The 26398-nt window shown below is 74.9% G+C and carries 26 protein-coding genes; 13 read left to right on the top strand and 13 right to left on the bottom strand.

Features of this window, described 5'->3' with window-relative positions:
* Positions 1-40 precede the first annotated feature (40 nt).
* The 3 genes from ACI795_RS16815 (at position 41) to ACI795_RS16805 (ending at position 1558) form a co-directional block, all read left to right on the top strand.
* Positions 41-364, top strand: a complete 324-nt coding sequence (locus tag ACI795_RS16815; protein ID WP_457076700.1) for an STAS domain-containing protein — start codon at positions 41-43, stop codon at positions 362-364.
* A 61-nt stretch (positions 365-425) separates the two neighbouring features.
* Positions 426-833: a glyoxalase superfamily protein gene (locus ACI795_RS16810; protein WP_457076699.1), complete on the top strand. Its 408-nt coding sequence runs from the start codon at positions 426-428 to the stop codon at positions 831-833.
* Positions 834-919: 86 nt separating this feature from the next.
* Positions 920-1558: an N-acetyltransferase family protein gene (locus ACI795_RS16805; protein ID WP_457076698.1), complete on the top strand. Its 639-nt coding sequence runs from the start codon at positions 920-922 to the stop codon at positions 1556-1558.
* Here the strand turns inward: ACI795_RS16805 and ACI795_RS16800 are convergent.
* From ACI795_RS16800 to pheS, 3 genes are all read right to left on the bottom strand, one after another.
* Positions 1531-2328 (bottom strand): SDR family NAD(P)-dependent oxidoreductase, encoded by a 798-nt coding sequence (locus tag ACI795_RS16800; protein ID WP_457076697.1) that lies wholly within the window; start codon positions 2326-2328, stop codon positions 1531-1533. The two genes, ACI795_RS16805 and ACI795_RS16800, sit on opposite strands and share 28 nt — an antisense overlap.
* Positions 2329-2407: 79 nt before the next feature.
* Positions 2408-4870 (bottom strand): phenylalanine--tRNA ligase subunit beta, encoded by a 2463-nt coding sequence (gene pheT / locus ACI795_RS16795; RefSeq protein WP_457076696.1) that lies wholly within the window; start codon positions 4868-4870, stop codon positions 2408-2410.
* Positions 4867-5934: a phenylalanine--tRNA ligase subunit alpha gene (pheS, locus tag ACI795_RS16790; protein WP_457076695.1), complete on the bottom strand. Its 1068-nt coding sequence runs from the start codon at positions 5932-5934 to the stop codon at positions 4867-4869. The genes pheT and pheS overlap by 4 nt, the downstream gene beginning before the upstream one ends.
* A 163-nt stretch (positions 5935-6097) precedes the next feature.
* On the opposite strand from pheS, the gene ACI795_RS16785 reads away from it, so the two are divergent.
* On the top strand, positions 6098-7459 hold the full coding sequence (locus tag ACI795_RS16785; RefSeq protein WP_457076694.1) for a hypothetical protein: 1362 nt from the start codon (positions 6098-6100) through the stop codon (positions 7457-7459).
* A gap of 15 nt (positions 7460-7474) precedes the next feature.
* Here the strand turns inward: ACI795_RS16785 and ACI795_RS16780 are convergent, their stop codons facing one another.
* The 6 genes from ACI795_RS16780 to ACI795_RS16755 form a co-directional block, all read right to left on the bottom strand.
* Positions 7475-8314, bottom strand: a complete 840-nt coding sequence (locus tag ACI795_RS16780) for a metallophosphoesterase (RefSeq protein WP_457076692.1) — start codon at positions 8312-8314, stop codon at positions 7475-7477.
* Positions 8315-8363: 49 nt separating this feature from the next.
* Positions 8364-9170 (bottom strand): TrmH family RNA methyltransferase, encoded by an 807-nt coding sequence (locus tag ACI795_RS16775; protein WP_457076690.1) that lies wholly within the window; start codon positions 9168-9170, stop codon positions 8364-8366.
* 62 nt (positions 9171-9232) lie between these two features.
* Positions 9233-9625 carry a 50S ribosomal protein L20 gene (rplT, locus tag ACI795_RS16770; protein WP_457076689.1) on the bottom strand — a complete coding sequence of 131 codons (393 nt, stop codon included), beginning with the start codon at positions 9623-9625 and terminating at the stop codon, positions 9233-9235.
* Between the two features lie 38 nt (positions 9626-9663).
* Entirely contained in the window at positions 9664-9858 is a 195-nt protein-coding gene (gene rpmI, locus ACI795_RS16765; RefSeq protein WP_457076688.1) for a 50S ribosomal protein L35, read from the bottom strand.
* Between the two features lie 84 nt (positions 9859-9942).
* Complete coding sequence (infC, locus tag ACI795_RS16760) at positions 9943-10581, bottom strand: translation initiation factor IF-3 (RefSeq protein ID WP_457076686.1); 639 nt, start codon at positions 10579-10581, stop codon at positions 9943-9945.
* 282 nt (positions 10582-10863) lie between these two features.
* Positions 10864-11388 (bottom strand): PH domain-containing protein, encoded by a 525-nt coding sequence (locus ACI795_RS16755; protein WP_457076685.1) that lies wholly within the window; start codon positions 11386-11388, stop codon positions 10864-10866.
* A gap of 102 nt (positions 11389-11490) precedes the next feature.
* Between ACI795_RS16755 and ACI795_RS16750 the strand changes: the two genes are divergently transcribed.
* From ACI795_RS16750 to ACI795_RS16715, 8 genes are all read left to right on the top strand, one after another.
* Entirely contained in the window at positions 11491-12633 is a 1143-nt protein-coding gene (locus ACI795_RS16750; RefSeq protein WP_457076684.1) for a uroporphyrinogen-III synthase, read from the top strand.
* 208 nt (positions 12634-12841) lie between these two features.
* Positions 12842-13291, top strand: a complete 450-nt coding sequence (gene cynS, locus ACI795_RS16745; protein WP_457076682.1) for a cyanase — start codon at positions 12842-12844, stop codon at positions 13289-13291.
* A 57-nt stretch (positions 13292-13348) separates the two neighbouring features.
* Positions 13349-14224: a formate/nitrite transporter family protein gene (locus ACI795_RS16740; protein WP_457076681.1), complete on the top strand. Its 876-nt coding sequence runs from the start codon at positions 13349-13351 to the stop codon at positions 14222-14224.
* Positions 14225-14456: 232 nt separating this feature from the next.
* Positions 14457-15902, top strand: a complete 1446-nt coding sequence (locus ACI795_RS16735) for an MFS transporter (RefSeq protein WP_457076680.1) — start codon at positions 14457-14459, stop codon at positions 15900-15902.
* A gap of 97 nt (positions 15903-15999) precedes the next feature.
* On the top strand, positions 16000-16794 hold the full coding sequence (locus tag ACI795_RS16730) for a hypothetical protein (protein WP_457076679.1): 795 nt from the start codon (positions 16000-16002) through the stop codon (positions 16792-16794).
* 206 nt (positions 16795-17000) lie between these two features.
* Positions 17001-17498: a SigE family RNA polymerase sigma factor gene (locus ACI795_RS16725; RefSeq protein ID WP_457076678.1), complete on the top strand. Its 498-nt coding sequence runs from the start codon at positions 17001-17003 to the stop codon at positions 17496-17498.
* On the top strand, positions 17498-18955 hold the full coding sequence (locus ACI795_RS16720) for a hypothetical protein (RefSeq protein ID WP_457076677.1): 1458 nt from the start codon (positions 17498-17500) through the stop codon (positions 18953-18955). The genes ACI795_RS16725 and ACI795_RS16720 overlap by 1 nt, the downstream gene beginning before the upstream one ends.
* Before the next feature lie 141 nt (positions 18956-19096).
* The gene (locus ACI795_RS16715) at positions 19097-19513 is read left to right on the top strand and encodes a hypothetical protein (RefSeq protein ID WP_457076675.1); all 417 of its coding nucleotides are present in this window, start codon (positions 19097-19099) and stop codon (positions 19511-19513) included.
* A 164-nt stretch (positions 19514-19677) separates the two neighbouring features.
* On the opposite strand, the gene ACI795_RS16710 is transcribed toward ACI795_RS16715, so the two are convergent.
* From ACI795_RS16710 to ACI795_RS16700, 3 genes are read right to left on the bottom strand one after another with little or no spacing between them, the layout of a single operon-like run.
* Entirely contained in the window at positions 19678-20091 is a 414-nt protein-coding gene (locus ACI795_RS16710) for a Rieske (2Fe-2S) protein (RefSeq protein ID WP_457076674.1), read from the bottom strand.
* Entirely contained in the window at positions 20088-22649 is a 2562-nt protein-coding gene (gene nirB / locus ACI795_RS16705) for a nitrite reductase large subunit NirB (protein WP_457076673.1), read from the bottom strand. Before nirB ends, ACI795_RS16710 begins: the two co-directional genes overlap by 4 nt.
* Positions 22649-25222: a molybdopterin oxidoreductase family protein gene (locus tag ACI795_RS16700; protein WP_457076671.1), complete on the bottom strand. Its 2574-nt coding sequence runs from the start codon at positions 25220-25222 to the stop codon at positions 22649-22651. Before ACI795_RS16700 ends, nirB begins: the two co-directional genes overlap by 1 nt.
* Positions 25223-25423: 201 nt before the next feature.
* On the opposite strand from ACI795_RS16700, the gene ACI795_RS16695 reads away from it, so the two are divergent.
* Positions 25424-25573, top strand: coding sequence for a hypothetical protein (locus ACI795_RS16695; RefSeq protein WP_457076670.1), 150 nt, complete (start codon positions 25424-25426; stop codon positions 25571-25573).
* 390 nt (positions 25574-25963) lie between these two features.
* Here ACI795_RS16695 and ACI795_RS16690 read toward each other — a convergent pair whose 3' ends face one another.
* The gene (locus ACI795_RS16690; protein ID WP_457076669.1) at positions 25964-26377 is read right to left on the bottom strand and encodes a hypothetical protein; all 414 of its coding nucleotides are present in this window, start codon (positions 26375-26377) and stop codon (positions 25964-25966) included.
* Positions 26378-26398 lie beyond the last annotated feature (21 nt).

Here is a 26398-nt window from a genome sequence, read left to right as displayed (position 1 = left end):
GAGGTGCCCGGCGGTCGGAGCCGGTAGGGGGAGGACGACGATGACGCAGGCACGGCAGTGGGCGACCGGCCGGATCGACCTGGTCGAGGAGGGTGGCGTCCCGGTCCTCCGGCTGCACGGCGAGGTGGACACCCTCGTCGTCGAGGCCTGGGACACGGCCGCCGTACCGGGCGCGCGCCCCGCGGAGGCGGTCGACCTGTCCCGCGCCACGTTCCTGGACTGCCGGGGGCTGCGGCTGCTGGTCCGCGAGACCGCAGCCGCCCGCCGCGCCGGCCTCCTCCCGGAGCTGCGCCGCCCCTCCCCCGGCGTCCGGCGGCTCGTCGAGGCGACCGGGGCCGCACCGCTGTTCGCCCAGGTGGGCTGAGCTCCCGCCGGTCCGACCCCGGGCAGCGATGAGTTCCGGGGACGGCGCCGGTCTCACCGGCATGACGCAGATGCAGGCTCCGGCCACCACCCTCACCTCGATCGCCACCGCCATGTTCGACGTCCGGGACCAGGACGCCGCCCTCGCCTTCTACACCGACGTGCTCGGGTTCGAGGTGCGTGGCGACCAGCGCTTCGGCGAGCACGGCGAGCACCGCTGGCTCGAGGTCGCGCCTGCCGGGTCCACGGCCCGGCTGGCCCTCAACCCGCCGATGGACGGCACGCCCGGCCGCGGGGTGATCGGCGTGGAGTCGACCGACGTGCTGGCCGAGCACGCCCGGCTGGCGGCCCGGGGCGACCTGGACGTCGGCCCGGCGCCGGTCCGGCTGCCCGGCGCTCCCCTGCTGTTCCCCGTGCACGACCCGGACGGCAACACCGTGTGGATCGTCGAGGCGGAGCAGGCCGGCTGACCGGCGCCCCCGGTCAGCCGGTCCTGTCGGAGCCCCGCGGCAGGGTCCGGGACGTTCCGACGCCGATGCACGAGAAGGGGACGACGATGACCGCCCGACCTCAGGGCGACCGCCCGGCGGAGCTGCACCTCGTCCCCGCCACCGCCGACCGGTTCGACGACGTCACCACGCTCCTCGGGCCGCGCCGTCCCGAGTCGCCGGCCTGCTGGTGCCTCGCCTACTGGACGCCGTCGGCGGAGAACACCGCGCTCACCGGCGCGGACCGCCCGGCCCGGCTGCGCGAGCTGTGCGAGGGCCCGGTGCCCGCCGGTCTGCTGGCCCACCGGGACGGGGAGCCGGTCGGCTGGTGCGCCGTGGGGCCGCGGGCGCAGATGGGCCGCTTGGCGCGGTCCCGGACGATCCCGCGCGTCGACGAGCTGCCGGTGTGGAGCGTCGTCTGCTTCGTGGTCGCACCGGCACACCGGCGCAGCGGGGTCGCCCGGGCGCTGCTCGCCGGCGCCGTCGACCACGCCGCGGCACACGGCGCGCCGGCGCTGGAGGGGTACCCGGTCGACCCGGCCGGCGGGAGGGTCAGCGGCTCCCTGGCCTACGTCGGCACCACCTCGATGTTCGAGGCGGCCGGCTTCACCCGGACGACGGCGACCGCCGCGCGCAGCGCCGGGCTGACCCGCTGGCTGATGCGCCGGGAGCTGCGCGGTCAGCCGATGGGGTCGGAGTCGCCGTAGGGCCGCAGCCGCAGCTGACGGGCGGTGCCCTCGGGCGTGGTGGCGCGCAGGGTGTCCAGGTCGTCGGCGCCCGCTCGGAGGAACCGGCCCGACCACTGGTCCAGCTCGCCGGCGGCGAGCGCCACGGCCAGCGCCACGACGTCCTCGGGCCGGGTCCACTCGGTGCGCCCGGCGTGCATCGGCATCGCCCGGGTCATCTCGGTGTCGATCACCCCGGGCGCCAGGTCGAAGGCCCGTACCCCGTACGCGGCACCGGCCAGGTCGATGCCCTCGGTGATCCGCATCTGCGCGGTCTTGCCGGCCGAGTAGGCGCTGTAGACGTCGCTCCCCCGGGTGCCCAGCCCGCTGGCCAGCCCGATCACCCGACCGCCGCCGGCGGCGATCATCCCGGGGAGGACTGCCCGGGAGAGCAGGAACGGCCCGCGCACCTGGCTCTCCACCACCGACCACCACTGGTCGGGGTCGGCCTCCCAGAGGGACACCTCTGCGGCATCGATCAGGCCGGCGTTGTTGACCAGCAGGGTCACCGGCCCGAGCTCCGCGGTCACCCGGGCGACCGCGGCCTCCACCGCCGCCCGGTCGGTGACGTCGGCCGGCACGGCGAGCGTGCGGGCGCCGGTGGCCGCGGCCACCTCGTCCATCGCCGTCCGCAGCCGGTCGGCCGAGCGGGCCAGCCCGGCGACCGCCGCGCCGCGGGCGGCCAGCCCCTGCGCCAGGTGCCGGCCGATGCCGGCCGACGCCCCGGTGACCAGCGCGACCGTGCCGGACAACTCTGTTCTCCGGTTGGCACCGGCCCCGTCCAGGGGCCCGCCCTGAACTCGCGAAGGGTGGGGAGGACGGGGTCCTTCATCAGCCACGGAGCACCGCCCCGACCGACTCGCCGGCCAGCGCCACGGCCCGGTCGAAGGCCGCCTTGGCCTCCTCGCCGGTCAGCGTGCGGTCGGGTGCCCGGAACGTGAACGCGTAGGCCAGCGAGCGGTGCCCCTCGGGCACCTGCGAGCCGGCGTAGACGTCGAAGAGCCGCAGCTCCTCCAGCAGCTCCCCGGCGCCCTCGGCCAGCGCCCGGCGGACGGCGGCCTCCGGCTGCTGCTCGGGCACCACCAGGGCGGCGTCCATGTGCACCGGCGGGAAGGTCGAGACGTGCGGCCCCACCGGCACCCCGGCGGCGGGGAGGGCGTCGACGTCCAGCTCCATCACCGACGTGCGCGCCGGCAGCTCCAGGGCGGCACACACCCGCGGGTGCAGCTCCCCGGCGTACCCGACGACCCGGCCGTCGACGACCAGCTCCGCGCAGCGGCCGGGGTGCCACGGCGCCCGCTCCCCCGCCCGCACGGTCAGCTCCACGCCGGCGGCGTCGGCGACGGTGCGGGCGGCCTGCACCGCGTCGGCCCACTCGGCCGCACGGCCCGGGCCCCACCAGCCGCGCGGCTCGCGCTGCCCGGTCAGCGCCACCCCGACGTGCCAGGGCTGCACCGGCACCGCGCCGAGCAGGGCAGCCAGCGTCGCGTCGTCCGGGCGGGCATCGACGCCGGGCACCGGAGCCGAGCCGGTCAGCCCGCCCGGGAACACCGCGCCGTGCTCGAAGACCGACAGGTCGCGCTGGCCCCGGGCGATGTTGCGGGCCAGGGTGGCCAGCAGGCCCGGCAGCAGCGTGGTCCGCAGCGCGGGCGCCTCCTCCGACAGCGGGTTGCGCAGCGTGATCAGCGTCCGCCGCTCGTCGTCGTCCGGCAGGCCGAGCGCGTCGAGCTGGGCGGTGCCCACGAACGGGTAGGACGGCGCCTCCACGTAGCCGGCGTCGGCCAGCGCCCGGCCGATGCTGCGCCGGCGGCGCTGCCCCTCGGTCAGGCCACGCCCGGGCGGGGCGGTGGGCAGCACGGAGGGGATCTCGTCGAAGCCGACGGCGCGGACGACCTCCTCGACCAGGTCGGCCGGGTCGGTGAGGTCGGCGCGCCAGGACGGCGGGGTCACCTGCAGCTGCCCGCCGTCACCCTCGACCGTCGCGCCGATGGCCTGGAGCACCTCGACGACCTGCGACGGCGGGTACGCCACACCGGCGATCCGGCCCGGCAGGCCGGCGTCCAGGGCGATCACCGGACGCGGCGCCCGGGCGTCCAGGTCGACCGGCGCGCCGACGACGGCGGCGCCGCCGTGCTGGGCCAGCAGCCCGGCGGCGCGGGCCAGCGCGACCACGGTGACGTCGGGGTCGGTGCCCCGCTCGAAGCGCTTGGCCGCCTCGCTGGGCAGCTTGTGCCGGCGCACGCCGCGCCCGATGCCGGTGGGCTCCCAGTGCGCGGCCTCCAGCAGCACGGCGGTGGTCGCGTTCCCGATCTCGGTGAAGGCACCGCCCATCACGCCGGCCAGTCCGATCGGGCCGGACTCGTCGGCGATGAGCAGGTCGTCGTCGGTGAGGGCCCGGTCCACGCCGTCCAGCGTGGTGAGCCGCTCCCCCGCCCGCGCCCGGCGGACGGTGATCGGGCCGGTGACGGCGTCCCGGTCGAAGGCGTGCATCGGCTGGCCCAGCTCGAGCATCACGTAGTTGGTGACGTCGACGGCCAGCGAGATGCTGCGGATCCCGCACTGGGCCAGCCGTCGGCGCAGCGCCCAGGGGCTCGGCGCGGCCGGGTCCAGGCCCTCCATGGCGACCATCGAGAACCGGTCGCAGCGGCCGGCGTCGGCGACGGTGACCTGCCAGGCCGGGGCACCGGACCAGGCCGGCGGGGTCAGCGCAGCCGGGTCGCGCCAGTCGACGCCGAGGGCGGCGGCCAGGTCGCGGGCGATGCCGCGCAGGCTCATCGCGTAGCCGCGGTCGGGGGTGACCTCCAGGTCGAAGACGACGTCGTCCAGCCCCAGCACGCCGTGGGCCGGGGTGCCCGGCTCGAAGCCGCCCTGCCCGAGCACCAGGATGCCGGCGTGGTCCTCGCCGATGCCGAGCTCGCGGACCGAGCAGATCATCCCGTCGGAGACGTGGTCGTAGGTCTTCCGGGCGGCGATGGCGAAGTCGCCGGGCAGCACCGCACCGGGCAGCGCCGCCACGACCAGGTCGCCGACGGCGAAGTTCCGGGCGCCGCAGACGATGCCCCGGGGTGCCTCCTCACCGACGTCGACCTGGCAGTACCGGATCGGCTTCTTGAACCCGGTGAGCTCCTCGATCTCCAGCACCCGGCCGACGACGAGCGGCCCGGTGGTGACCGGGGGACGGAGGACGTCCTCGACCTCGAAGCCGAGCCGGACGAAGGCCTCGTCCAGCTCCTCCACCGTCGTCCCGGCGGGGATGTCGACGTGCTCGGTCAGCCAGCTGACGGGGACCTTCATGCCTGCACTCCGAACGCGCTCGTGAACCGGACGTCGCCCTCGACGATGTCGTGCATGTCGCCGACGCCGGAGCGGAACTGCAGGGCCCGCTCGATGCCCATGCCGAAGGCGAACCCGGTGTACTCCTCGGGGTCGATGCCGCAGGCGCGCAGCACCCGCGGGTTCACCATCCCGCAGCCTCCCCACTCGACCCACCGCGGGCCGTCGCGGTGCTCGGGGAACCACACGTCGAACTCCGCCGAGGGCTCGGTGAACGGGAAGAAGTGCGGCCGCCAGCGGGTCTGCGCGTCGGGGCCGAACAGCACCCGGGCCAGGTGGTCCAGCGTGCCGCGCAGGTGCGCCATGGTCAGCCCGCGGTCGACGGCCAGGCCCTCGACCTGGTGGAACACCGGGGTGTGCGTCGCGTCCAGCTCGTCGGTGCGGTAGACCCGACCGGGGGCGACGACGTAGATCGGCGGCGTGCGCTCCAGCATGGTGCGGGCCTGCACCGGGCTGGTGTGGGTGCGCAGCACCAGGCCGGAGTCCTCGGGTGCGACGAAGAAGGTGTCGGCCAGCGACCGGGCCGGGTGGTCCGGGCCGGTGTTGAGCGCGTCGAAGTTCAGCCACTCCGCCTCGAGCTCGGGGCCCTCGGCGACCTCGTAGCCCATGCCGACGAACACGTCGGCGATCCGCTCGGTCAGCGTGGTCAGCGGGTGCCGGGCACCCCGGGGGGTGCGGTCCCAGGGCAGGGTGACGTCGACCCGCTCCTCGGCGAGCACCCGCTCGTCGCGCTCGGCCTCCAGCACGGCCAGCCGGGCGGCGTAGGCGTCCGCGACCGCGACCCGGGCGGCGTTCACCCGCTTGCCGGCATCGGCCCGGGCTGCCGGGGGCAGCGCACCGAGCTCCCGGCGGGCCAGCAGCACCGGTGCGCGGTCACCCAGGTGGGCCGGCCGGACGGCGGCCAGCGCCGCCAGGTCACCGGCCCCGGCGAACGCCTCGGCAGCCGCCTGCACGGCGGCGTCGAGGGCCTCCGCGCTCAGCGCGGCGACCTGCTTGGGGTCGTAGGGGTCGTTGGCGCCAGACACGGGACGCCATTCTGCCTGGCTGGTCCCGACACGCGCCGCCGGGTTTGCCGACGGGCCCGCCGGGTGAAGTGACTGCCGGCTGCGGACGCGCCCCGGGCCGGTCAGGTCGCGGGGGCCGTACGGCCCCGGACAGCCCACCCGACCCTGGAGCCCAGGAGCCCTCGTGTCGCAGGCCCGATCGTCTTCCCGCCCACCGGTCCCGATGCTGGCCGCGGCCGCGGTGACCCTGCCCGGCGCCGTGCTGGGGGCGCTCAGTTACCTGGGCACCACCCCCGGGTTCCCGCCCTACGTGCTGGCCGTCCTCTTCGGGACGGCGATCATCGGCGCGGCGTTCCTGCTGTCCTGGGCGGCCGAGGCGATCCAGGTCGACGTCAGCGCCGGCCTGGCGCTCGCCGTCCTGGCGCTCGTCGCCGTGCTGCCCGAGTACGCGGTGGACTTCGTGTTCACCTTCGAGGCCGGGCAGGTCTACGCCGCCGAGGGCCAGTGCGTGCCGGCCGGCGGTGGCGACGGCAGCAACCCGTGCTCGCTGGCCCTGGCCAACATGACCGGCGCCAACCGGGTGCTGGTCGGCATCGGCTGGCCGTTGCTGGTGCTGGTGGCAGCGTGGTCGGCGCGGCGGCACCGGCAGGCGGCCCAGCACACCGCGAGCGTGCCCGCACCGGGCCGGGTGGACCTGAAGCCGACCATGTCCACCGAGGTGGTCTTCCTCGGCTTCGCCACGCTGTACTCCCTCACGCTCCCGCTGCGGTCCTCGCTGACCCTGGTCGACGCGGGGGTGCTGGTCGCGGTCTTCGCCGTCTACGCCTGGCGGCTGGCCCAGGCCCCGGCCGAGGACCCGGACCTGATCGGCACCTCGGCGTGGATCGCCGGGCACGAGCGCCGCCCCCGCCGGGTGTGGGTCGAGGCCGTGTTCGCCGTCGCCGGCGTGGTGATCCTGCTGTGCGCCGAGCACTTCGCCGATGCGCTCGTGGAGACGGGGTCGGCGCTGGGGGTCGACGAGTTCGTGCTGGTGCAGTGGCTGGCGCCGCTGGCCAGCGAGTCCCCCGAGCTGATCGTCGCCTGCCTGTACGCCTGGCGGCTCAAGGCCTCGGACTCCCTGGGGACGCTGCTGTCGAGCAAGGTCAACCAGTGGACGCTGCTGGTGGGCACCATCCCGATCGTCTTCGCGATCTCCTCGACGAGCCTGCACGGACTGCCCCTGAACACCCAGCAGCGACTGGAGCTGCTGCTCACCGCGGCCCAGTCGCTGTTCGCGGTGAGCCTGCTGGTGACGTTGCGGTTGACCTGGCGGGGGGCCACCGCGCTGCTCACGCTGTTCGTCGTCCAGTTCGTCGCCAGCGTGGCGCTGTCCACGGAGGTCGACCGGCTGGTGATCCAGGTGCTCTCGGCTCTGTACGGGCTGCTCGCGCTCGGGCTCTTCGTCCGGCACGGCCGCCGCACGGGTCAGCTGGTCAAGGACGGCACCGTGACCCCGTTCCACCAGCTCGAGGACGAGGACGAGGAGCAGGAGGCCGCGGCCCGCTGACCCCGGGTTCCCCGATCAGCCGGTGACGGCCGCGTCGGGGAGGACCAGCGGTGCCCACTGCCGGTGCGCGCGCGAACCGAAGCCGGGGTCGACGCCGATCAGCAGCCCACCCGCCGCGCTCACCGCGACGTGCCGGTCGGCCCGCTGCAGCTGGATCCGGTCGCGCAGCTCGGGCGCGCGCAGCAGCGGCTCCCCGCGGTCGAAGACGACGACGCTGGAGTGCCCGTGCACCTGGCTGAACGGCATCCGCACGCCGAGCGGCTCGTCCGCGACCCAGGACGCCGCCAGCTCGGCCCCCGCCTCGGCCCACACCGGGCCCGCCGAGTGGTCCGGCTCCCCGCCGCCGAGCATCGTCCCCGCGCGCCAGAGCGTCTCCGGGTCCTGCTCCCGCAGGGCGTTGAGCGCCGCGGCGGCGCCGTCCGCGGTTGCCGGGCGGCCCAGCCGGCGGTGCAGGCCCGCCGTCAGGCCGGCGTGCGTCACCAGCAGCTGTGCACCGTCGGCACCGGTCACCGCGGCGGCGACGCGCATCCGGCCGGTGCGCCACCAGCGCCGCAGCGTGGCCTGGACCTCGTCGGGCAGCACCTCCGGCCAGTCGAACGCCGGGGTGTCGACGTACTGGCCCTCGTGGTTGCCGACCAGCTGGTGCCACTGGTCCGGCTGCTCGGCGAGCACCCGGTCGACCAGCGCGACCACCCCGGCCGAGTCCGGCCCGCGGTGGACGAGGTCGCCGACCTGCACCACCTGCAGGTCCGCCGGCAGCCGGCCGCTACCGGGATCGGCGCCGAGCGCGACCAGGGCCGCGGTCAGCTGTGCCGAGTGCCCGCCGACGTCCCCGATGACCGCGACCCGTCCCACCGGGCCATCGTGCCCGCCCGGTGGGCGCCCGCCGCCACCGGGCGGCGGCTCAGCCCTGGGCGAGCTGGGTGACGTAGAGGCAGATCGAGGCGGCCACCGAGAGGTTGAGGCTCTCCGCCCGCCCGCGCATGGGCACCCGCACCCGGGCGTCGGCGAGCGCCGCCAGCGCCGGGTCGAGTCCGCGGGCCTCGTTGCCGAACAGCCACAGCACCGGCGCGGCGAGCAGCCCCTCACCGTCGGCGGCGTCCAGCGGCACCTCTCCCCCGCCGTCGGCGGCCAGCACGGTCACCCCGGCGGCCTGCGCCTCGGGGACGAGCCGGTCCAGCGGGGCGCTGCGCACGACGTCGACGTGGAAGAGGCTGCCGGCGCTGCTGCGTACGACCTTGCCGTGGTAGGGGTCGGTGGACCCGGCGCCGAAGACGACGGTGCCGGCGCCGCAGGCGTCGGCGGTCCGCAGCACGGTGCCGGCGTTGCCCGGGTCGTTCAGCTCGGCCAGCGCCACGGACAGCCGCGGTGGGGAGGTCACCAGCGTCTCGGCGGGGACGTCGCGGAGCCGGCAGACGGCGACCAGCCCCTGCGGCGTGACCGTCTCCGACAGCGACGCCGCGGCCTTGTCGGTGACCAGCCGGACCGGGACCCGGGTGGCGGCGAGCAGCTCCCGGTGCGCGGCCGCGGCGGCCTCGGTGGCGAACACCTCACGGACGGCGTCCGGGTCCGCCACGGCTTCGGCCAGCGCCTCGCTGACCGCCTGCCGCCCCTCGGCCAGGAAGGCCCCGGCGTCGTCCCGGCCGCTGCGGCGGGTGAGCTTGCGGGCAGCCACGACCCGCGCCGAGCGCTCGGTCAGGACGTCGGGCACGAGGGTCCTCTCGGGGATGGGCGGACAGACGACGACGCCGTCGTGCGGTGCAGTGCTGCGGCTCAGGCGGCTGCGGCGGCGCCGGTCGCCTCGGGGTTCGCGGCGAGCGCGGCCCGGGCGGACTCCACCAGTGCCGTGAAGGCAGCCGGCTCGGAGACGGCGAGCTCGGCCAGCACGCGACGGTCCAGCTCGATGCCGGCGAGCTTCAGGCCCTGCATGAACCGGTTGTAGGTCATGTCGTTCTGCCGGGCCGCGGCGTTGATCCGGGTGATCCACAGCTTGCGGAAGTCACCCTTGCGGACCTTGCGGTCGCGGTAGTTGTAGGTGGCCGAGTGGAGGATCTGCTCCTTGGCCTTGCGGTACAGCCGCGAGCGCTGGCCGCGGTAACCGCTGGCCGCCTCGAGGGTCGTACGACGCTTCTTCTGGGCGTTGACCGCCCGCTTCACGCGTGCCACGTGAGAGCTCCTGTCTTCTGGTTACGGAGAGGGGACGGTCAGCGACCGAGCAGCTTCTTCATCCGGCTGGTGTCGGCCGGGGACAGCACACCGGTGCCGCTGATGCGGCGCTTCCGGGAGCCCGACTTGTGCTCGAACTTGTGCTGGTTGTTCTGGTGCTCGGCGACCAGCTTCCCGCTGCCCGTGACGCGGATCCGCTTCGCGGCGCCCTTGTGGGTCTTGTTCTTCGGCATCTGTAGACGTCCTGTTCGTGTCTGCCCGGCGCCGGGCAGCAACTGCTGCCCGGCGCGGGTGCGTCGGTGTGGTGCTCCGCCGGGTCAGGCGGGGGGCGCCTGCTCCGCGGTCGCGTCGTTGGCCGCCTGCTTCTCCGCCTTCGCGGTGCGCCGCGCCGAGTCCGTCGCCGCCTGGTTCCGGTGCGGTGCGATCACCATGACCATGTTCCGGCCGTCCTGCTTGGGGTTGGACTCCACCACCCCGAGGTCGGCGACGTCGCCGGCCAGCCGCTGCAGCAGCTTGTAGCCCATCTCCGGGCGGGACTGCTCGCGACCGCGGAACATCACGGTGATCTTGACCTTGTCGCCGCCCTTGAGGAAGCGCTCGACGTGGCCCTTCTTGGTCTCGTAGTCGTGCGGATCGATCTTCAGGCGCAGGCGCATCTCCTTGATGACGGTGAGCGCCTGGTTGCGCCGGGCCTCGCGGGCCTTCTGCGCCGTCTCGTACTTGAACTTGCCGTAGTCCATGAGCTTGACGACGGGCGGCCGGGCCATGGGGGCGACCTCGACCAGGTCGAGCTCGCTGTCCTGCGCCAGGCGCAGCGCTTCGCCGATCGGCACGATGCCGACCTGCTCGCCCTCGGGCCCGACCAGGCGGACCTCGGGGACGCGGATACGGTCGTTGATGCGGGGCTCGGTGATGGCCTCTCCTCTGCTGCTGCGGTGAGGAGTTCGCTGGCCCACCCGGGCGCCGGACGACAAAGGCCCCGCGAGCTGCTGCTCACGGGGCCCACTCGCCGGTCGCCACACGGAGCACCCCGGGGCGGGGATGCTCGTGCGGTTCACGCGGGACGGCACGGGGCCGACCTGCGTGATCCGGGGACCTGGGTGCCTGTGACGGCGCCAGGTGGGAGCGGGCTCCTCTTTGGTCAGTGCCCGGGATGCTGGATCCCGGTCACCGTGGTTCACGCGCCTCGATGTAGCGGGGGGAGGCGCGCTCACTCTACAGCGTCCCGGGGGGCGACGTCATTCCCAGGGGTAGAGCAGGTCCGGAGCCGGTGTGGCGGTGCGCTCCTGGTGGTCGGCGAGCAGCGCCCGCAGCCCCCGGACGGCCGCGACCGCCCGCACCCCGTCGGTGGCCTGGACCGCGGTCACCGCGAGCTCGTCGCCGTTGGTGAGCAGCAGGCTCGCCCAGGGCGAGTGCTCGTCGAACCGGACCGCACGCACCGCCGCCCACGGCAGCTGGTGCTCGATGAGCATGTTGCGCACCCGGATGCCCTCGGCGTCGGCCTGCACGCGGGATCGGCCCAGCACCAGCACGCCGGCACCGAGCGCCAGCCCCAGGCCCACCATCGCCATCTGGTCGGCGGTCTGGAAGGCGACCACACCGGTGGAGGACTCCTTCAGCAGGACGGCCACCACGACCATCACCCCGACCAGCCCGGCCGCGGCCAGTGCGGTGACCAGGCGCAGCCGGCGCGGGACGGCGGTGACCGGGGCGGACGCGGCGACCCCGGGCTCAGAGGTCTCGGGCTCAGAGGTCTCGGGCACGGCTCCATCCTGCACCGCCGGGCAGGCACCGCGCCGCTCCCGTTTGGTGTCGGTGGGGTTCCGTGTCACACGGATGGAACACCGAACGCGCACCATGGGGGTGTGACCGAGAGCCCGCTCGACCACCCCCCGCAGGACGACGCCGTGGTCGAGGAGCTGCTGCCGCTGGCCGGGTACACGGTGGCGGTGACCGCCGCGCGCCGCAGCGAGGAGCTCGGCGCGCTGCTCGACCGCCGGGGTGCCCGGGTCCTCTACGCCCCGGCGATCCGGATCGTCCCGCTCTCCGACGACGCCGACCTGGTCACCGCCACCCGCGAGGTGCTCGCCGCCCCGGTCGACCTGGTGGTGGCGACCACCGGCGTCGGCTTCCGCGGCTGGCTGGAGGCGGCCGAGGCCTGGGACCTGCCCCTGCGGGAGCACCTGCAGGGCGCCCGGGTGCTCGCCCGCGGCCCCAAGGCCCGGGGGGCCATCCGCGGCGCCGGGCTGGTCGACGCCTGGTCACCGGAGTCGGAGAGCTCCGCCGAGGTGCTCTCCCACCTGCTGTCCGGCGCCGAGGGCCCGCTGCCGGGCCGCCGGATCGCCGTCCAGCTGCACGGGGACCCGCTGCCGGAGCTGGTGGCCGGCCTGGAGCGGGCCGGTGCCGAGGTGGTGCGCGTGCCGGTCTACCGGTGGGTGCTGCCGGAGGACACCGCCCCGCTGCGCCGGCTCGTCACCGTGATCGCCGCCCGCGGCGTCGACGCCGTCACCTTCACCAGCGCACCGGCCGCGGCGAGCCTGCTGCAGGTGGCCGCGGACGAGGGCGTGCGGGCCGGCGTGCTCGCCGCCTTCGCCGACGCCGTCCTGGCCGTCGCGGTCGGGCCGGTCACCGCCGCCCCCCTGGCGGCCGCCGGGATCCACTCGGTGCAGCCCACCCGCGCCCGCCTCGGCGCGCTGGCCCGCGAGGTGGTCGCCCAGCTGCCGGCCCGGCACCCGGTGCTGTCCTCCGGCGCGCACACCCTCCAGGTGCGGGGGCACGCCGCGGTGCTCGACGGCCGGCTGGTCGAGCTGCCTCCGGGGCCGATGGCGGTGCTGCGGGCGCTGGCCCGGCGACCCGGGGTCGTCGTCTCCCGCCCCGACCTGCTGGCCGAGCTCTCCGGCGGGGGCGACGCGCACGCGGTCGAGATGGCGGTGACCCGGCTGCGCGCGGCGCTCGGGGCGCCGGTGGTGGAGACCGTGGTCAAGCGCGGCTACCGCCTCGCGGTCTGACGAAGGACCCTCCTGCCCCCCGACGCTCGCGAGCTCGCATCGGGACCCTGCAGGAGGGCCGCACGGCACCTCACAGCAGGCATCCAGCCGGTGTGCGGTGACTGTTCCGCAGCGGTCATCGCCGCGCGCCGGGGCCGAAACGCCCCGTTCCTAGCGTTCTCGCATCCCGTCCGCGGTGGCCACCGCCACCGGTTCCACGAGGAGCGCGATGACCCCGATCCTGTCCAAGTCCGACGCCGCCGACCTGGTGGTGGCCGCCCGGATCCGCCGCGGCCTGACCTGGGCCCAGCTCGCCGAGGAGATCGGCGCCCCGGTGGTGTGGACCACCGCGGCGCTGCTCGGCCAGCACCCGATGAACCAGCACCAGGCCGAGGTGGCCACCAAGCTGCTCGGGCTCGACGAGGCGGTGGCCGAGAGCCTGCAGCTGCAGCCGTCGCGCGGCACCGACCCGGCGCGGATGGCCGACCCCACGATCTACCGGTTCACCGAGGCGCTGTCGGTCTACGGCCCGGCCCTGAAGGAGCTCATCCACGAGGAGTTCGGCGACGGGATCATGAGCGCGATCAACTTCCGCGTCGACATCGCCCGCCGACCCGACCCCGACGGCGACCGGGTGGTCATCACCCTCGACGGCAAGTTCCTGGACTACCGCTGGTGACCCCGGCGCACTGAGCGCCCCCTCTTCCCCACCCCTGCTCAGCCGAGGAGCACCCGCATGTCCTACGTGGCACCCAAGGACTTCGTCACCAAGATGATCGACGCCGGCGAGGCGAAGGTCTTCATGTCCACCCGCGACACCCTGATCCGCGCGTTCATGGCCGGTGCGATCCTCGCCCTGGCCGCCGCGTTCGCCGTCACCGTCACCGTGCAGACCGGCCAGCCGATCCTCGGCGCGCTGCTGTTCCCCGTCGGGTTCTGCCTGCTCTACCTGCTCGGCTTCGACCTGCTCACCGGCGTCTTCACGCTGGTGCCGCTCGCGCTGTTCGACAAGCGGCCCGGGGTGACCGTGCGCGGCATGCTGCGCAACTGGGGCCTGGTGTTCACCGGCAACTTCGCCGGCGCCTTCACCGTCGCGGTGATGATGGCGGTGATCTTCACCTACGGCTTCTCGATCCCGCCGAACGAGGTGGGCCAGGCGATCGGCACGATCGGCGAGGGCCGCACGGTCGGCTACGCCGAGTACGGCGCGGCCGGGATGCTGACGCTGTTCCTGCGCGGCGTGCTGTGCAACTGGATGGTCTCCACCGGCGTGGTCGCGGCGATGATGTCGACCTCGGTCTCCGGCAAGGTCATCGGGATGTGGATGCCGGTCATGCTCTTCTTCTACATGGGGTTCGAGCACTCGATCGTGAACATGTTCCTGTTCCCCTCCGGTCTCCTGCTGGGCGGGGACTTCTCGGTCGGTGACTACCTGGTCTGGAACGAGATCCCGACCGTCATCGGCAACCTGGTCGGCGGGCTCGCCTTCGTCGGGCTCACGCTCTACGCCACGCACGCGCGGACCGGTGCCAGCCGCAAGCCGCTGCTGAGCAGCGACCTCCCCCCGGAGGTGGCAGTGCCGGCCGACACGACCCCCGCCGGCATGCGCTGACCTCTGCTCCGTCCCCCGAGGGCGGTCCACCCGACCGGGGTGGGCCGCCCTCAGCCGTCTCCCCCGGACCGGTCTCACGGCCACCGGGCGGGCGGCGTGCGGCACATGTTCCGCCCCGGTCACGTGGCCGCGCCCGGACGGAAACGGCCGGTTCCTAGCGTCGTCCCAGGCCCGGCGGACCCGCCGCCGATCGGCTCTGCACCCACCGGCTCTGCACCCAGGGGATGACGCCATGACCGACACCCAGCTCGACCGCGCCGGCGTCGCCGTCGCACCCGCTCCCACGCCGCCGGCCGGCAGCGGCCCGGTGGCCCGGGTCGGCGGCCGCTGGATCGACCACTACGACCCCGAGGACCCGGCGTTCTGGGCCTCCGCACAGGGCAAGCCGGTCGCCCGCCGGAACCTCGTCTGGTCGGTGTTCGCGGAGAACATCGGCTTCAGCGTGTGGCAGTTGTTCAGCGTCTCGACCGCGGTGCTCGCCTCGATCGGCTACGGCTTCACCAGCAACCAGCTGTTCTGGCTGGTCGCCACCGCCGGCCTGGTCGGAGCGATCATGCGGGTGCCCTACACGTTCATGCCGGCGCTGTTCGGCGGGCGCAACTGGACCGTGGTCAGCGCCGCGTTGCTGTTGGTCCCGATCACCCTGCTGGTGATCGCCGCGACCACCGGCCAGCCCTACTGGTTCTGGGTGCTCACCGCCATCACCTGCGGGTTCGGCGGCGGCAACTTCGCCTCGTCGATGGCCAACATCTCCTTCTTCTACCCGGACAAGGAGAAGGGGTTCGCCCTCGGGCTCAACGCCGCCGGCGGCAACATCGGCGTGGCGATCATCCAGCTGATCGGGCCCCTGGCCGCCGGCGCGGGGGCGCTCGCCGTGGTCGGCGGGGCCACCGGCACCACCGAGGCCGGCGCGGAGCGGTACGTGCAGAACGTGGCGCTGATCTGGGTCCCGTTCGTCCTGCTGGCGATGGCGGGCGCCTGGTTCGGCATGCACAACCTCTCGGGTGCGAGGGCCAACATCGGGGCGCAGGCGGCGATCGCCCGCCGGAAGCAGACCTGGCTCATGTCCCTGCTCTACATCGGTGCCTTCGGCTCGTTCATCGGCTTCTCCGGCGCCTTCCCGCTGGTGCTGGCCAACGAGTTCGCGGCGAACACGTACCAGTACGCCTTCCTCGGTCCGCTGGTCGGCTCGCTCACCCGGCCGCTGGGCGGGCTGCTGGCCGACCGCGTGGGCGGGGCGCGGATCACCGTGGTGACCTTCGTCGGTCAGGCCCTGGCCATCGGCGTGGCCATCGCGTTCGTGCACGCCGGCAGCTTCACCGGGTTCCTGCTCAGCTTCCTGGTGCTGTTCGGCATCGTCGGCCTGACCAACGGCTCGACCTACCGGATGATCCCTATCATCTACCGGGCCGAGGCCGCCGCGAGCAGCACGGGTGAGACCGCGGCGCAGACGATGTACCGCGCCCGGCGGGACACCGCCGCCGCGGTGGGCATCATCTCCGCGGTCGGCGCGCTGGGGGCGGTCTTCATCCCGCGCATCATCTCCGAGTCCTACAGCGCGACCGGCGGCGTCGAGACCGCGTTGGGGGCCTTCTGCGCCTTCTACGTCGTCTGCGTCGCGGTGACCTGGTTCGTCTACCTGCGCCGCGGCACCCTGATGCAGCAGGCCGGGGTCTGAGCCATCGCGGGGCAGCGCGGTCCCCGGCTGCCCCGCGGTGGGGAGACGGCCGCCGCCGGCAGGTGCGCCGACGGCGGCCAGCGGCGATGATCACCGCGTGAGGGACTCCCTGGACGGCGAGACGCCGCCCGCCCGGTCGCTGGTGGAGACCGGCGAACTGGTGGCCGGGTCGATGAGCCACGCGGTCGCGGCGCTGCTGTTCGGCGACGGGCCCGGCGCCGTCCGCCTCGACGACCGGCTGGCCGCCTGCCTGCGGGACGCGGCCACCGGCGCGGCCGCCCTCCCGTTGCTGTGGGAGCGCGCCCGGGCCGGCGCCGCCCTGGCCTTCGCCGCCGAGCTCTCGGTGACCCGCGGTCAGCAGGGCCGGCACGTCCGCCGGGACGGCTTCTTCGCCGCCACCCTCGCCACCCGCTCGGCCGCCGAGCGGCTGGCGGAGTCGGTGGTGCAGGCTGCCTGCCGCACCCCGGAGGAGCGGCAGGTGCGGCACCTGGGCTACCTGCTGGCCGAGACCGCCGTCTCCCCCGACATCGACCCCGCGCTCGCCACCCGGGCGCTGCAGCTGGCCGAGTCGTGCAGCTGGCGGCAGCTGGTCTTCCTCGCCGCGGTCGGCCGCCGGGACCGCGCACCGCTGCCGATGGGGGCGCTGGAGGACGAGCCGCGCGCCTGGACGGCGTGGGGTGCCCGCGAGGACGTCGCCGACCTGCAGCGCGCCGATCTGCTCGACCCACCGCCGGTCGACGCCCGGCCGGGGGCCGTCCGCCCGCGGCTCCGGCCCGCCGATCTGCGGCTGACCCGCCGCGGCGTGCTGGTGCACCGGCTGCTCGCGCTGGACTTCGTCCGCGATGCCGACATCGCCGCCGCGGTCGGCGAGCTGGGCCTGCCCGCCACCTGACCTCACCTCCGCGCCGCTCCGGGAGTGATCAGGTCACCTGATCACCGCCTGTCCTCCCGCAGCGGCATCGGTGCGGGAGAACAGGCGTCGGTGAGGGGAACGGGCGCCGCCGGGGCCGAACCGTGACCGGTTCGTGACCACGGTTGTGGGTCCGCTGTGCCGCTCACCGCGTGTAGAGGGGTGAGCGACCGGCGGGAGGGGAACGGGTGGACGGGCTGAGCTTCGAGGGCTTCGTGTCCCGGGAGCAGGCTGGGCTGCTGCGGCTCGCCGTCCTGCTGGCCGGGGACCGAGGTCATGCGGAGGACCTGGTGCAGACGGCCCTGCTGAAGAGCTACCGACACTGGGGGCGGGTCACCCGCGCCGGCGACCCCACCGCCTACGTCCGGCGGGTCCTGGTGACCAGCCACACCAGCTGGCGACGGCGGCTGTCGACCACCGAGCAGGTCGTCGAGCAGCTGCCCGACCGGGCCGCCCCGGCGGCACCGGAGGACGACGAGGAGCTGCGGACCGCGCTGCGCGCCCTCCCCCTGCGCATGCGCACCGCCGTCGTCCTGCGCTACTACGCCGACCTCTCCGAGCAGCAGACCGCCGAGGCGATGGGCTGCTCGGCCAGCACCGTGAACACCCAGACCACGCGCGGCATCGCCCGGCTGCGTGAGCTGCTGACCCCACCCGCGTACGCGTTCGGGGAGGAGCGAGCCTGATGGAATCCACCGATCTGCACGACCGGCTGCACCGGCTGGCCGAGCGCACCGCGCCGCCCCCGCGCCACGACCTGGCCGAGGTCGTGGCGACCCGGCACCGGACCCAGCGGCGGCAGGCCCTGGCACTGACCGCGGTCGCCGCCGCCGTCGCCGCCGTGGTGGTGGCGGCGCCGACCCTGCTGACCGGCTCGCCTCCGACGGCGGTGTCGTCGGCGTCGCCCGCGATGCAGCGGTTCGGTGCGGACGTGCTCGCCGGACCGACCCGTGGCTCGCTGGCCGGCGACCGCGCCTTCGTCGAGGGAGTGCGCCAGCTCGCCTGGACGACCGGCGACGAGCCGGCGGCCGGGAACGGCTATCCCGGTGTGCCCGACCCTCCGGAGGAGACCCGGTGGGTCGTCTTCGCCGGGGACGTCGCCGGCGGCCGGTGGGCGCTGGTCGCCGGGGAGAACACCGCCCGCCCGCAACCGCCCTACGACGCACCGGAGCGGCAGACCGACCTGGGTGCGCTCGGTGACACGGCGATCGCCTGGTTCGTCGGCCCGCCCGGCGCGACCGTGGAGCAGATGGAACTGGTCGGCCCGCAGCCGGTCGACCCGAGCCAGCCGCAGGCGCTGGCCGACGGCGTCACCGGTGCGTTGGTGGTCATCACCGCACCGGGCGACGAGGTGGCGGTGTCCGCGCGCCCCGAGGTGGCTGCGGACGCCACCGTGAGCCGGACCTGGCAGCCGGTCGACGCCCCGGACGGAGTCGCGGTGGTCGAGCTCCCGCCCAACCCGACCCTCTCCGGCTACTCGCAGGCGCTGAGCTTCCGGGTGCAGCGCGACGGGCAGGAGGTGCTGACGTCGGGTCCGTGGAGCCGGTGGAACCCGGACGCCGTCGCGGCCGAGGTACCGGTGACCTGGCTCCGGGACCGACCCACCGCCTCGGAGGTCGACCGCGTGCTCGAGGGCCGGCCCCAGGAGCTGCTCGCCCGCACCGGCGCGTCCCCCGAGGAGGCGGAGGTCAGCGTCGTCTGGGCCGGGGACGTCCCGTCGCCCATGCCGGAGCCGGCGGGCGTTCACCTCGTCACGGCGACGCTGCCGTCCGGGGCCAGCTACACCGAGGCGCTGCTGCACCAGGCAATGGCCGACGGTTCCGTCGCCGGGACGATGTGCGGGACCGAACTCCGCCCCGCCGGTCCGCCGCTGCCCGAGCAGACCTTCGTGCTGCGCTGCGACGCGACCGACTTCAGCCTCGACCCCGAGGCGGTGAGCAGTCTGGTCGTCGTCGGGCCGGCGACGGCGGTGACGGCCCGGGCGCTGGACGCCGACGGTGCCGTGGTCGACGAGTTCCCGCTCACCGACGGGGTCGCCGTGGTCCCCGCTCCTGACCAGGTGGCGCGGGTGGAGACGGTCGATGCGACCGGCCGCACGGTGGCCCGCACGCCGGTGATGGGCCACGCGGACTGGGGCGACTGACGTGACCGCCGTGGAGCCCGCATCGGTCGTCGCCGCCCGCCAGCTGGCCGAGGAGGCGCGTTCCCGCGGGAACCTCCCCTCCCGCCGCCGCTCGGTCCGGCCACGCCCCACGCCCGCGCCGTTGCCGGCGGAGGGAGCACGGTGAGGGGCGCCGCCGGCGTCGCACTGCTCGCCGGGCTGCTGACCGCCTGCGACGGCGGCGTGCCGATGGCGTGCCCGGCGATCGGCTACGTACCGTCGGTCCGGGTCGAGCTGACCGGGGAGTGGACGACGGGCACCCCGGCGTCGGTCCGCGTGACCTGCCCGCTCCCGTGCGCGCTGGAGTTCCGGGAGGACCAGGAGCCCGTGGAAGGGCGGGAGCTCACCGCCGAGGTGTCCGGCAGCACGGCGTCCGTGGCCCTCCCCATGACCATCCCGGACTCCGTGACGGCCACGGTGCTGACCGCGGACGGCACGGTGCTGACCTCGCACGAGGCCGACCTGGACTGGGTCCGGGTGGGCGGCAGCCAGGAGTGCGGCGGCCCGATGCAGGCCACGGTCGAGGTGCCGGCTCCCTGAGCCTCAGGCGGAGCGGGCGTAGGCCGCCGGCGTCGTCCCGAGCGTCCGGCGGAAGTGCCGGTCCGCCCGGGGACGCCGGGTCGCCAGGCGCGCACCTCGTCCCCCACGCCAGCCGCCGCGCAGCCGGCCGGTCGCTGAGCGGGACGGCCTCAGACGGTGACCACTCAGACGGTGACGACGAGGGCGCCGTCCTGCTCCTGCACCGGGTAGACCCGCACCGGTGCGTTGCCGCCACTGGTCGGGGCGCCGTCGCTCCACCGGTAGGCGTACAGGTGCAGCGGGCAGACCAGCACCCGGGCGTCGGTCTGCCCGTCGGCCAGCGGTCCGCCGGCGTGCGGGCAGGCCGCCTGGGTGGCGTGCAGCGAACCGTCGCGCAGCCGGAACACCGCCACCTGGACGTCGCCGGCGACGAAGGCCCGACCCTCCCCCGGCGGCACGTCCTCCACCCGGCCGACGACGTGCGCCCGGCCCTGCTGCGCCGCCTCGGTGCCCGGCGCGGTCACCCCCGTGGCGGGCGTCCCGGTGCCGGTGCCCGGGGTGGTCGGCGCCTGGGGCGCATCGGAGTGGGTGACGCTCATCGGACCGGGACCTTCGGCAGCTCGACCAGCGGCAGCGACGGGCGGAACTGGCCGGGGGTGGCGGGTTCGGCGCGGTCCTGCGCCCACGGGTCGGTGTAGGCGTCGATCGAGCGCTGGATGCCCTCGTCGAGGTGGACCACGATCCCCTCGCTGTCCTCCAGCAGCACCTGCTTGATCGTCTCCAGCCCCATCCGGGGCACGAAGTCGTAGGTGCGCTCCAGCCAGTTGGCGTTCTCCCGGTAGTACTGCAGGAACCGCCCGGTCAGCTCCATCACCGCCTCCGGTGAGTCGACCGTGGCCAGCAGGTCGCCCTTGCGGACGCTGGCCCCCGCGGCGCCCCCGACGTACACCTCCCACTTGCCGTTGCCGACCGCCACGACGCCGACGTCCTTCACGTAGGCCTCGGCACAGTTCCGCGGGCAGCCGACCACGGCCATCTTGATCTTCGCCGGGCTCTCGATGCCCTGGAACCGGGTCTCCAGGTCGATGCCGAGCTGGGTGGAGTCGCCCAGGCCGAACCGACAGAAGTCCGACCCGACGCAGGTCTTCACCGTCCGCATGCTCTTGCCGTAGGCGTAGCCCGAGGGCATGCCGAGGTCGGCCCACATCGCGGGCAGGTCCTCCTTGCGGACGCCGAGGAGGTCGATCCGCTGGCCGCCGGTGACCTTGATCATCGGCACCTCGTACTTCTCCGCGACGTCGGCGATCTTCCGCAGCTGGGCCGCCGTCGTCACCCCGCCCTTCATCTGCGGGACGACGGAGAAGGTGCCGTCGCGCTGGATGTTGGCGTGCACCCGGTCGTTGATGAACTTGGCGTCGTTCTCCTGCTCGTAGTCGCTGCCCCAGATCATCCGCAGCAGCGAGGTCAGGCCCATCTTCGACTTGGCGTCCTCCGCGCCGCCGGGAGCGAGCGCGGCGAAGACCGCGGAGGCGCTGCGCAGCCCACGGGAGCGGATCTCGGCCATCAGCGCGGGCTTGGCCAGCGGGATGCCCGGCACGTACCAGCTCGCCGACGGGTCCTCGACGACGTCGCCGCCGGCGGCCCACTCGACGATCTGCTGCACCAGGCCCTTGCACGAGCCGCAGCCCTTGCCCGCGCGGGTGGCGTCCATGACCCCGCTGACGCTCGCGCACCCACCGGCGACCGTGTCGCAGATGGCCTGCTTGGTGACGCCGTTGCAGTTGCACACCTGCGACTCGCCGGGCAGCTCGGCGACGCCGACCTCGGCCGCGCCGTCGGAGAGGTCGACCAGCAGCCGGATCCGCTCCTCCGGCAGCGGGGTGCCGCGGTCGAAGGCCTGGGTGAGGAAGGCGACCTTGCGGGTGTCGCCGAGCAGCGTGGCGCCGATCAGCTTGTCGTCGCGGATGACCACCGACAGGTGCACCCCGCGGCGGGGCTCGGAGATGACCAGGAACTCGTCGGCGTCCCGCTCGGGCCGGTTCACGCCCATGGTGGCGACGTCGACCCCGGCGACCTTGAGCTTCGTCGCCGTCCGCGAGCCGTGGTACTCCGCGTCCGGGTCGGTGCCGGTGAGCACGTCGGCGAGCACCCGGGCCTGCTCCCACACCGGGGCGACCAGGCCGTAGAGCTCGCCGCGGTGCTGGGCGCACTCCCCCACCGCGTAGACGTCGGGGTCGTCGGTGCGCAGCTGGTCGTCGACGACGATGCCCCGCTCGACCTCGATGCCCGACATCAGGGCGACCTCGGTGACCGGGCGGATGCCGGCGGCGAGCACCAGCAGGTCGGCGTCGATCGCACGACCGTCGGCCAGCACCACGCCGCGCACCCGGTCGCGGCCGATCACCTCGGTGGTGCGGGTGGCCAGGTGGACGACGATGCCGAGGTCCTCCACCGACTGCTTGAGAATCGCGCCGCCGTCGGGATCGAGCTGCTGGTTCATGAGGTGGGTGCCGGCGTGCACCACCTCCACGGCCAGGCCGTGGCCCTGCAGCGCCCGGGCGGCCTCCAGCCCGAGCAGCCCGCCGCCGACGACGACCGCCTTCTCGTGCTCGGCCGCCGCGGCGAGCATCTGACGGGTGTCGTCGATGGTGCGGAAGCCCAGCACGCCGGGCAGCAGGGCGCCGTCGGTGGTGCGGATGCCGTCCATCGGCGGCACGAACGAGCGGCTGCCGGTGGCGATGACCAGCTGGTCGTAGGGCGTCGCCGTCCCGTCGGTGGCGTAGACGAGCTTGGCGTGGGTGTCGATCCGCTCGACCCGGACGCCGGCCCGCAGCGTGATGCCGTTGTCGGCGTACCAGTCGTGGCTGTTGAGGACGATGTCGTCCTCGTGCTCCTCGCCGGCCAGCACGTGCGACAGCATGATCCGGTTGTAGTTGCCGTGCGGCTCCTCGCCGAAGACGGTGATCGCGAACTGCTCGCCGCCGCCGCGCTCGAGCACCTCCTCGACCAGCCGTGCGCCGGCCATGCCGTTGCCCACGACGACCAGCCGCTGCCGGGCGTCGACGCCGTCGGCGTCGTCCAGCGCGATGTGCAGCGCGGTCATCCCCGCCGGGCGGCCGCCCAGGACCTTCTCCATCTCCCGACCCGACCCGCCCATCAGACCTCCACCAGCCCGAGGTCGACGACGACGTCGCCGGTGACGCCCTCCGGGGCGGCCACGTGCAGCTCCACCACCGTGCCGCCGTCGAGGTCCTCGACCACCCGCAGCGGGACGTGCACGTCGCCCTTGGCCCCGATGGGGAACCAGCGCATCGGCTGCCCGTCGCGGAGCAGCAGCAGGTAGATCAGCTCGGCGGTGGAGTTGCCGCCGCGGAAGTACAGCGCCTGAGCGGACTTGCCCTGCGGCACCTCGTAGCGGAGCGCGGGGTCCAGCGGGCCGGGCTTGGCCAACCCCTCGCCGGTGATCGGGTAGACGCCTTGCAGGAAGCGCGGGCTGCTCTTCACTCGGGTGGTCCTCCTCCGGGACGGGGCGTGCGGGGTGGGGGACGTCGGGCTCTGGTGGGCGCGTGGCTGCGGCTGGCCGGCCGGGTGGGGTGGGTCGATGAGCTCCTCGGGGCCGCCGACCCGGGAGACGGCGACCGCGCAGACCTTGAAGGCGGGCATCCGGCTGGTGGGGTCCAGCGCCGGGTCGGTGAGCGCGTTGGCCGAGGAGGCGCCACCCCAGTGGAACGGCGCGAAGACGACGTCGGGCCGGACGGCGTCGGTGACCGTGGCGTGGAACCGGGCCCGCCCGCGCCGGGTGGTCAGCTCCACGACGTCGTCGGCGGTGATGCCGAGCCGGCGGGCGAGGTCGGGGTGCAGCTCGGCCCGCGCGGTGGGGGCGACCAGCTGCAGGCTGCGCGACCGGCGGGTCTGGGTGCCCGACTGGTACTGGGCGAGCACCCGGCCGGTGGTGAGCACGTAGGGGTACTCGGCGTCGGGCTCCTCGTGCGCGGGCACGTGCTCGACCCGGGTGAACCGGGCCCGCCCGTCGGGGTGGGCGAAACGCTCGGTGAACAGCCGGGGGCTGCCCGGGTGGTCGGCAGCCGGGACGGGCCAGAACAGGCCCTGGTCGGCGTCGAGCCGGTCGTGGCTCAGGCCGGAGTAGTCGGCCACTCCCCCGGCGCTGGCCCGGCCCAGCTCGGCGAAGACCGTCCCGGCGTCGCCGCTGAAGCCGCCGACGCCCAGCCGGTCGGCGAGCTCGGCGAGCAGCTGCAGGTCGTCGCGCACCTCACCCGGCGGCGGCAGCGCCCGGCGGCGGCGGATCACCCGGCCCTCCAGGTTGGTCATCGTGCCGTCCTCCTCCGCCCACATGGCGCTGGGCAGGACGACGTCGGCGAGCTCGGCCGTCTCGGAGAGGAAGAAGTCGCTGACCGCGAGGAAGTCCAGGTCGCGCAGCCGGCTGATCACCCGGCGGGCGTCGGGCGCGGAGACGGCGACGTTGGAGGCCAGCACCAGCAGCGTGCGCACCCCGCCGTCGGTGCCCAGGGCGTCGAGCAGCTCGAAGGCGCTGCGCCCGGGGCCGGGGATGTCGTCGGGGTCGATGCCCCAGACGGCGGCGACGTGCGCGCGGGCGGCCGGGTCGGTGATCTTCCGGTAGCCGGGCAGCTGATCGGCCTTCTGCCCGTGCTCGCGGCCACCCTGCCCGTTGCCCTGCCCGGTCACGGTGCCCCAGCCGCTGCCCGGGCGGCCGGGCAGCCCGAGGGCGAGCGCGAGGTTGATCCAGGCGGTCGCGGTGTCGGTGCCGTGCCGGTGCTGCTCGGCGCCGCGCGCGGTGAGGATGATCGACCGCCGGCCGCGGGCCAGCGCGAAGACGATCCGCCGCTGCTGCTGGACCGGCACCCCGGTGAGCCGCTCGACCCGGTCCGGCCAGTACCCGGCGACGCCCGCCTTGACCTCGGCGAACCCGGTGGTGCGGGCGGCGACGTAGGCCTCGTCGACCAGCCCCTCGGCGACCGCGATGTGCAGCAGCCCGTTGGCCAGCGCGAGGTCGGTGCCCGGGAGCGGCTGGACGTGCAGGTCGGCGTTCTTCGCGGTGTTGGTGCGGCGCGGGTCGATGACGATGTGCTCGGCGCCGGCGGCACGCCCGGCGTCGAAGTACTGCATCGCCGGGGGCATGGTGTCGGCCGGGTTGCTGCCGACCAGCACGACCACGTCGGCCTCGGCCAGGTCGCTGATCGGGAAGGGCAGGCCGCGGTCCAGGCCGAAGGCCCGCATCGCCGCGCCGGCTGCGGAGGACATGCAGAACCGGCCGTTGTAGTCGATGGCGCTGGTGCGCAGCGCGACCCGGGCGAACTTGCCGAACTGGTAGGCCTGCTCGTTGGTCAGACCGCCGCCGCCGAAGCAGCCGACGGCGTCGCGGCCGTGCGCGGCCTGGGTGCGGCGGATCGCGGCGACCACCCGGTCCAGCGCCTCGTCCCAGCTCGTCTCGACCAGGGGGCTGGTGCGGTCGGCGGGGTCGGCGCGGACCAGCGGGCGGGTGAGCCGTTCGGGGTGGTCGAGCAGCTCGGCGGCCGACCAGCCCTTGGAGCACAGGCCGCCGCGGTTGACCGGGAAGTCCGCCGGCACGACCGTCGCGGGCCGGTCGCCGGCGGTCATGGTGATGCCGCACTGCAGGGAGCAGTAGGGGCAGTGGGTCTCGGTGGTGCGCGTGCCGACCCCGGGGGTGGGCAACGAGACGGCGGCGGACACATCCCGAGCCTGCGGGGACGCCGTTTCCCGGTGGCTGCGGTCAGGTCAAGGTCGCGTTCCGTCGACCGCACACCCGTTCGGAGCGGTCCGTGCGGCGGGTCGGCGGAGGTGGCGCCGAAGCTCGTGCTCTGCCCACCGGTGGTGGGCAGAGCACGAGCTTCCGGGGGTGACGTCGCGCCTGTCATCGGCCAGGCTGCATCCATGGAACCGAGCGTGCAGGAGCGGCTGGTGGCGGCGGCGACCGACGAGATGCGGGTGCCGTTCTGGGTGGTGCTGGCCGGGGTGGGCGTCGGCGCCTTCTGGTCGCTGATGGGCGTCCTCGTCGGCACCCGCGTCGCCCGCCGCCGCTGATGTGCGCGGTCGCGTGCCCGCTGCAGTCGCCGCCCTGCTCGCCGCCGGGTGCGGCTCCGGTGGGCCGACCCCGACCCCGGCAGCCGACTGCCTCCCGCCACCCCTGGGCATCGAGCCGGCCGCCGTGCGCGCGGGCGGCGACGTCACCCTGAGCAGCGGGCCCTCCACCTGTGGGGTCACCTACCCACGGGGTGCCACGTTCGACATCTCGCTGCTCGACCTGGATGCGGGGTCACCGTGGATCTCGGGTCGGTCCCCGTGGGGTCCGACGGCTCGCTCAGCGCACGGCTCGGCGTCCCCGCGGACGCCCCCACCGGGGCGGGCGGGCTGGCTGGCCGTCGAGGGCAGCCGCCTGCCGGCGTGCGGCGACGGCGGGGCGGGCTGCGGCGGCTACGGGGTGGACGTCGAGGTGCTGCCGGCCCCCTGACGCCCCGGACCGGCGCCCCGGGTCCAGCGCCACGCGGCGGGCGCCCAGACCAGCGCCGCGACCGCGAGCAGGGTGATCACCGCCTGGCCAACCCGGCCGGCCGTGACCCCGGCGGAGCTGTCGACGACGTGGTTGGCCCACCCGTTCGCCGCCGCGTCGGTCACCAGGACGACGACGGCGAGGACGACCCCGGCGCGCCGGGCCCGGGCCAGGAGCACCGCGGCCATGGGGTCGAGCGCCGTCAGGGAGACGAAGTACAGCCGCAGCCACCCGGGCTGCCCTGCGTACACCGCTGTCCCCGCGTCGAGCAGGTGGACGACGTGCACCACCGTGCCGAAGGCCAGCAGCACCACCCCGGTCAGCGCCCCGGCGCGCACCGCACGAGGCGCACCGGACCA

Source organism: Modestobacter sp. SYSU DS0290 (assembly GCF_054050955.1).
Note: the sequence above shows the minus strand (reverse complement) of the source record. Positions and strands in the feature narration are given on the sequence as shown.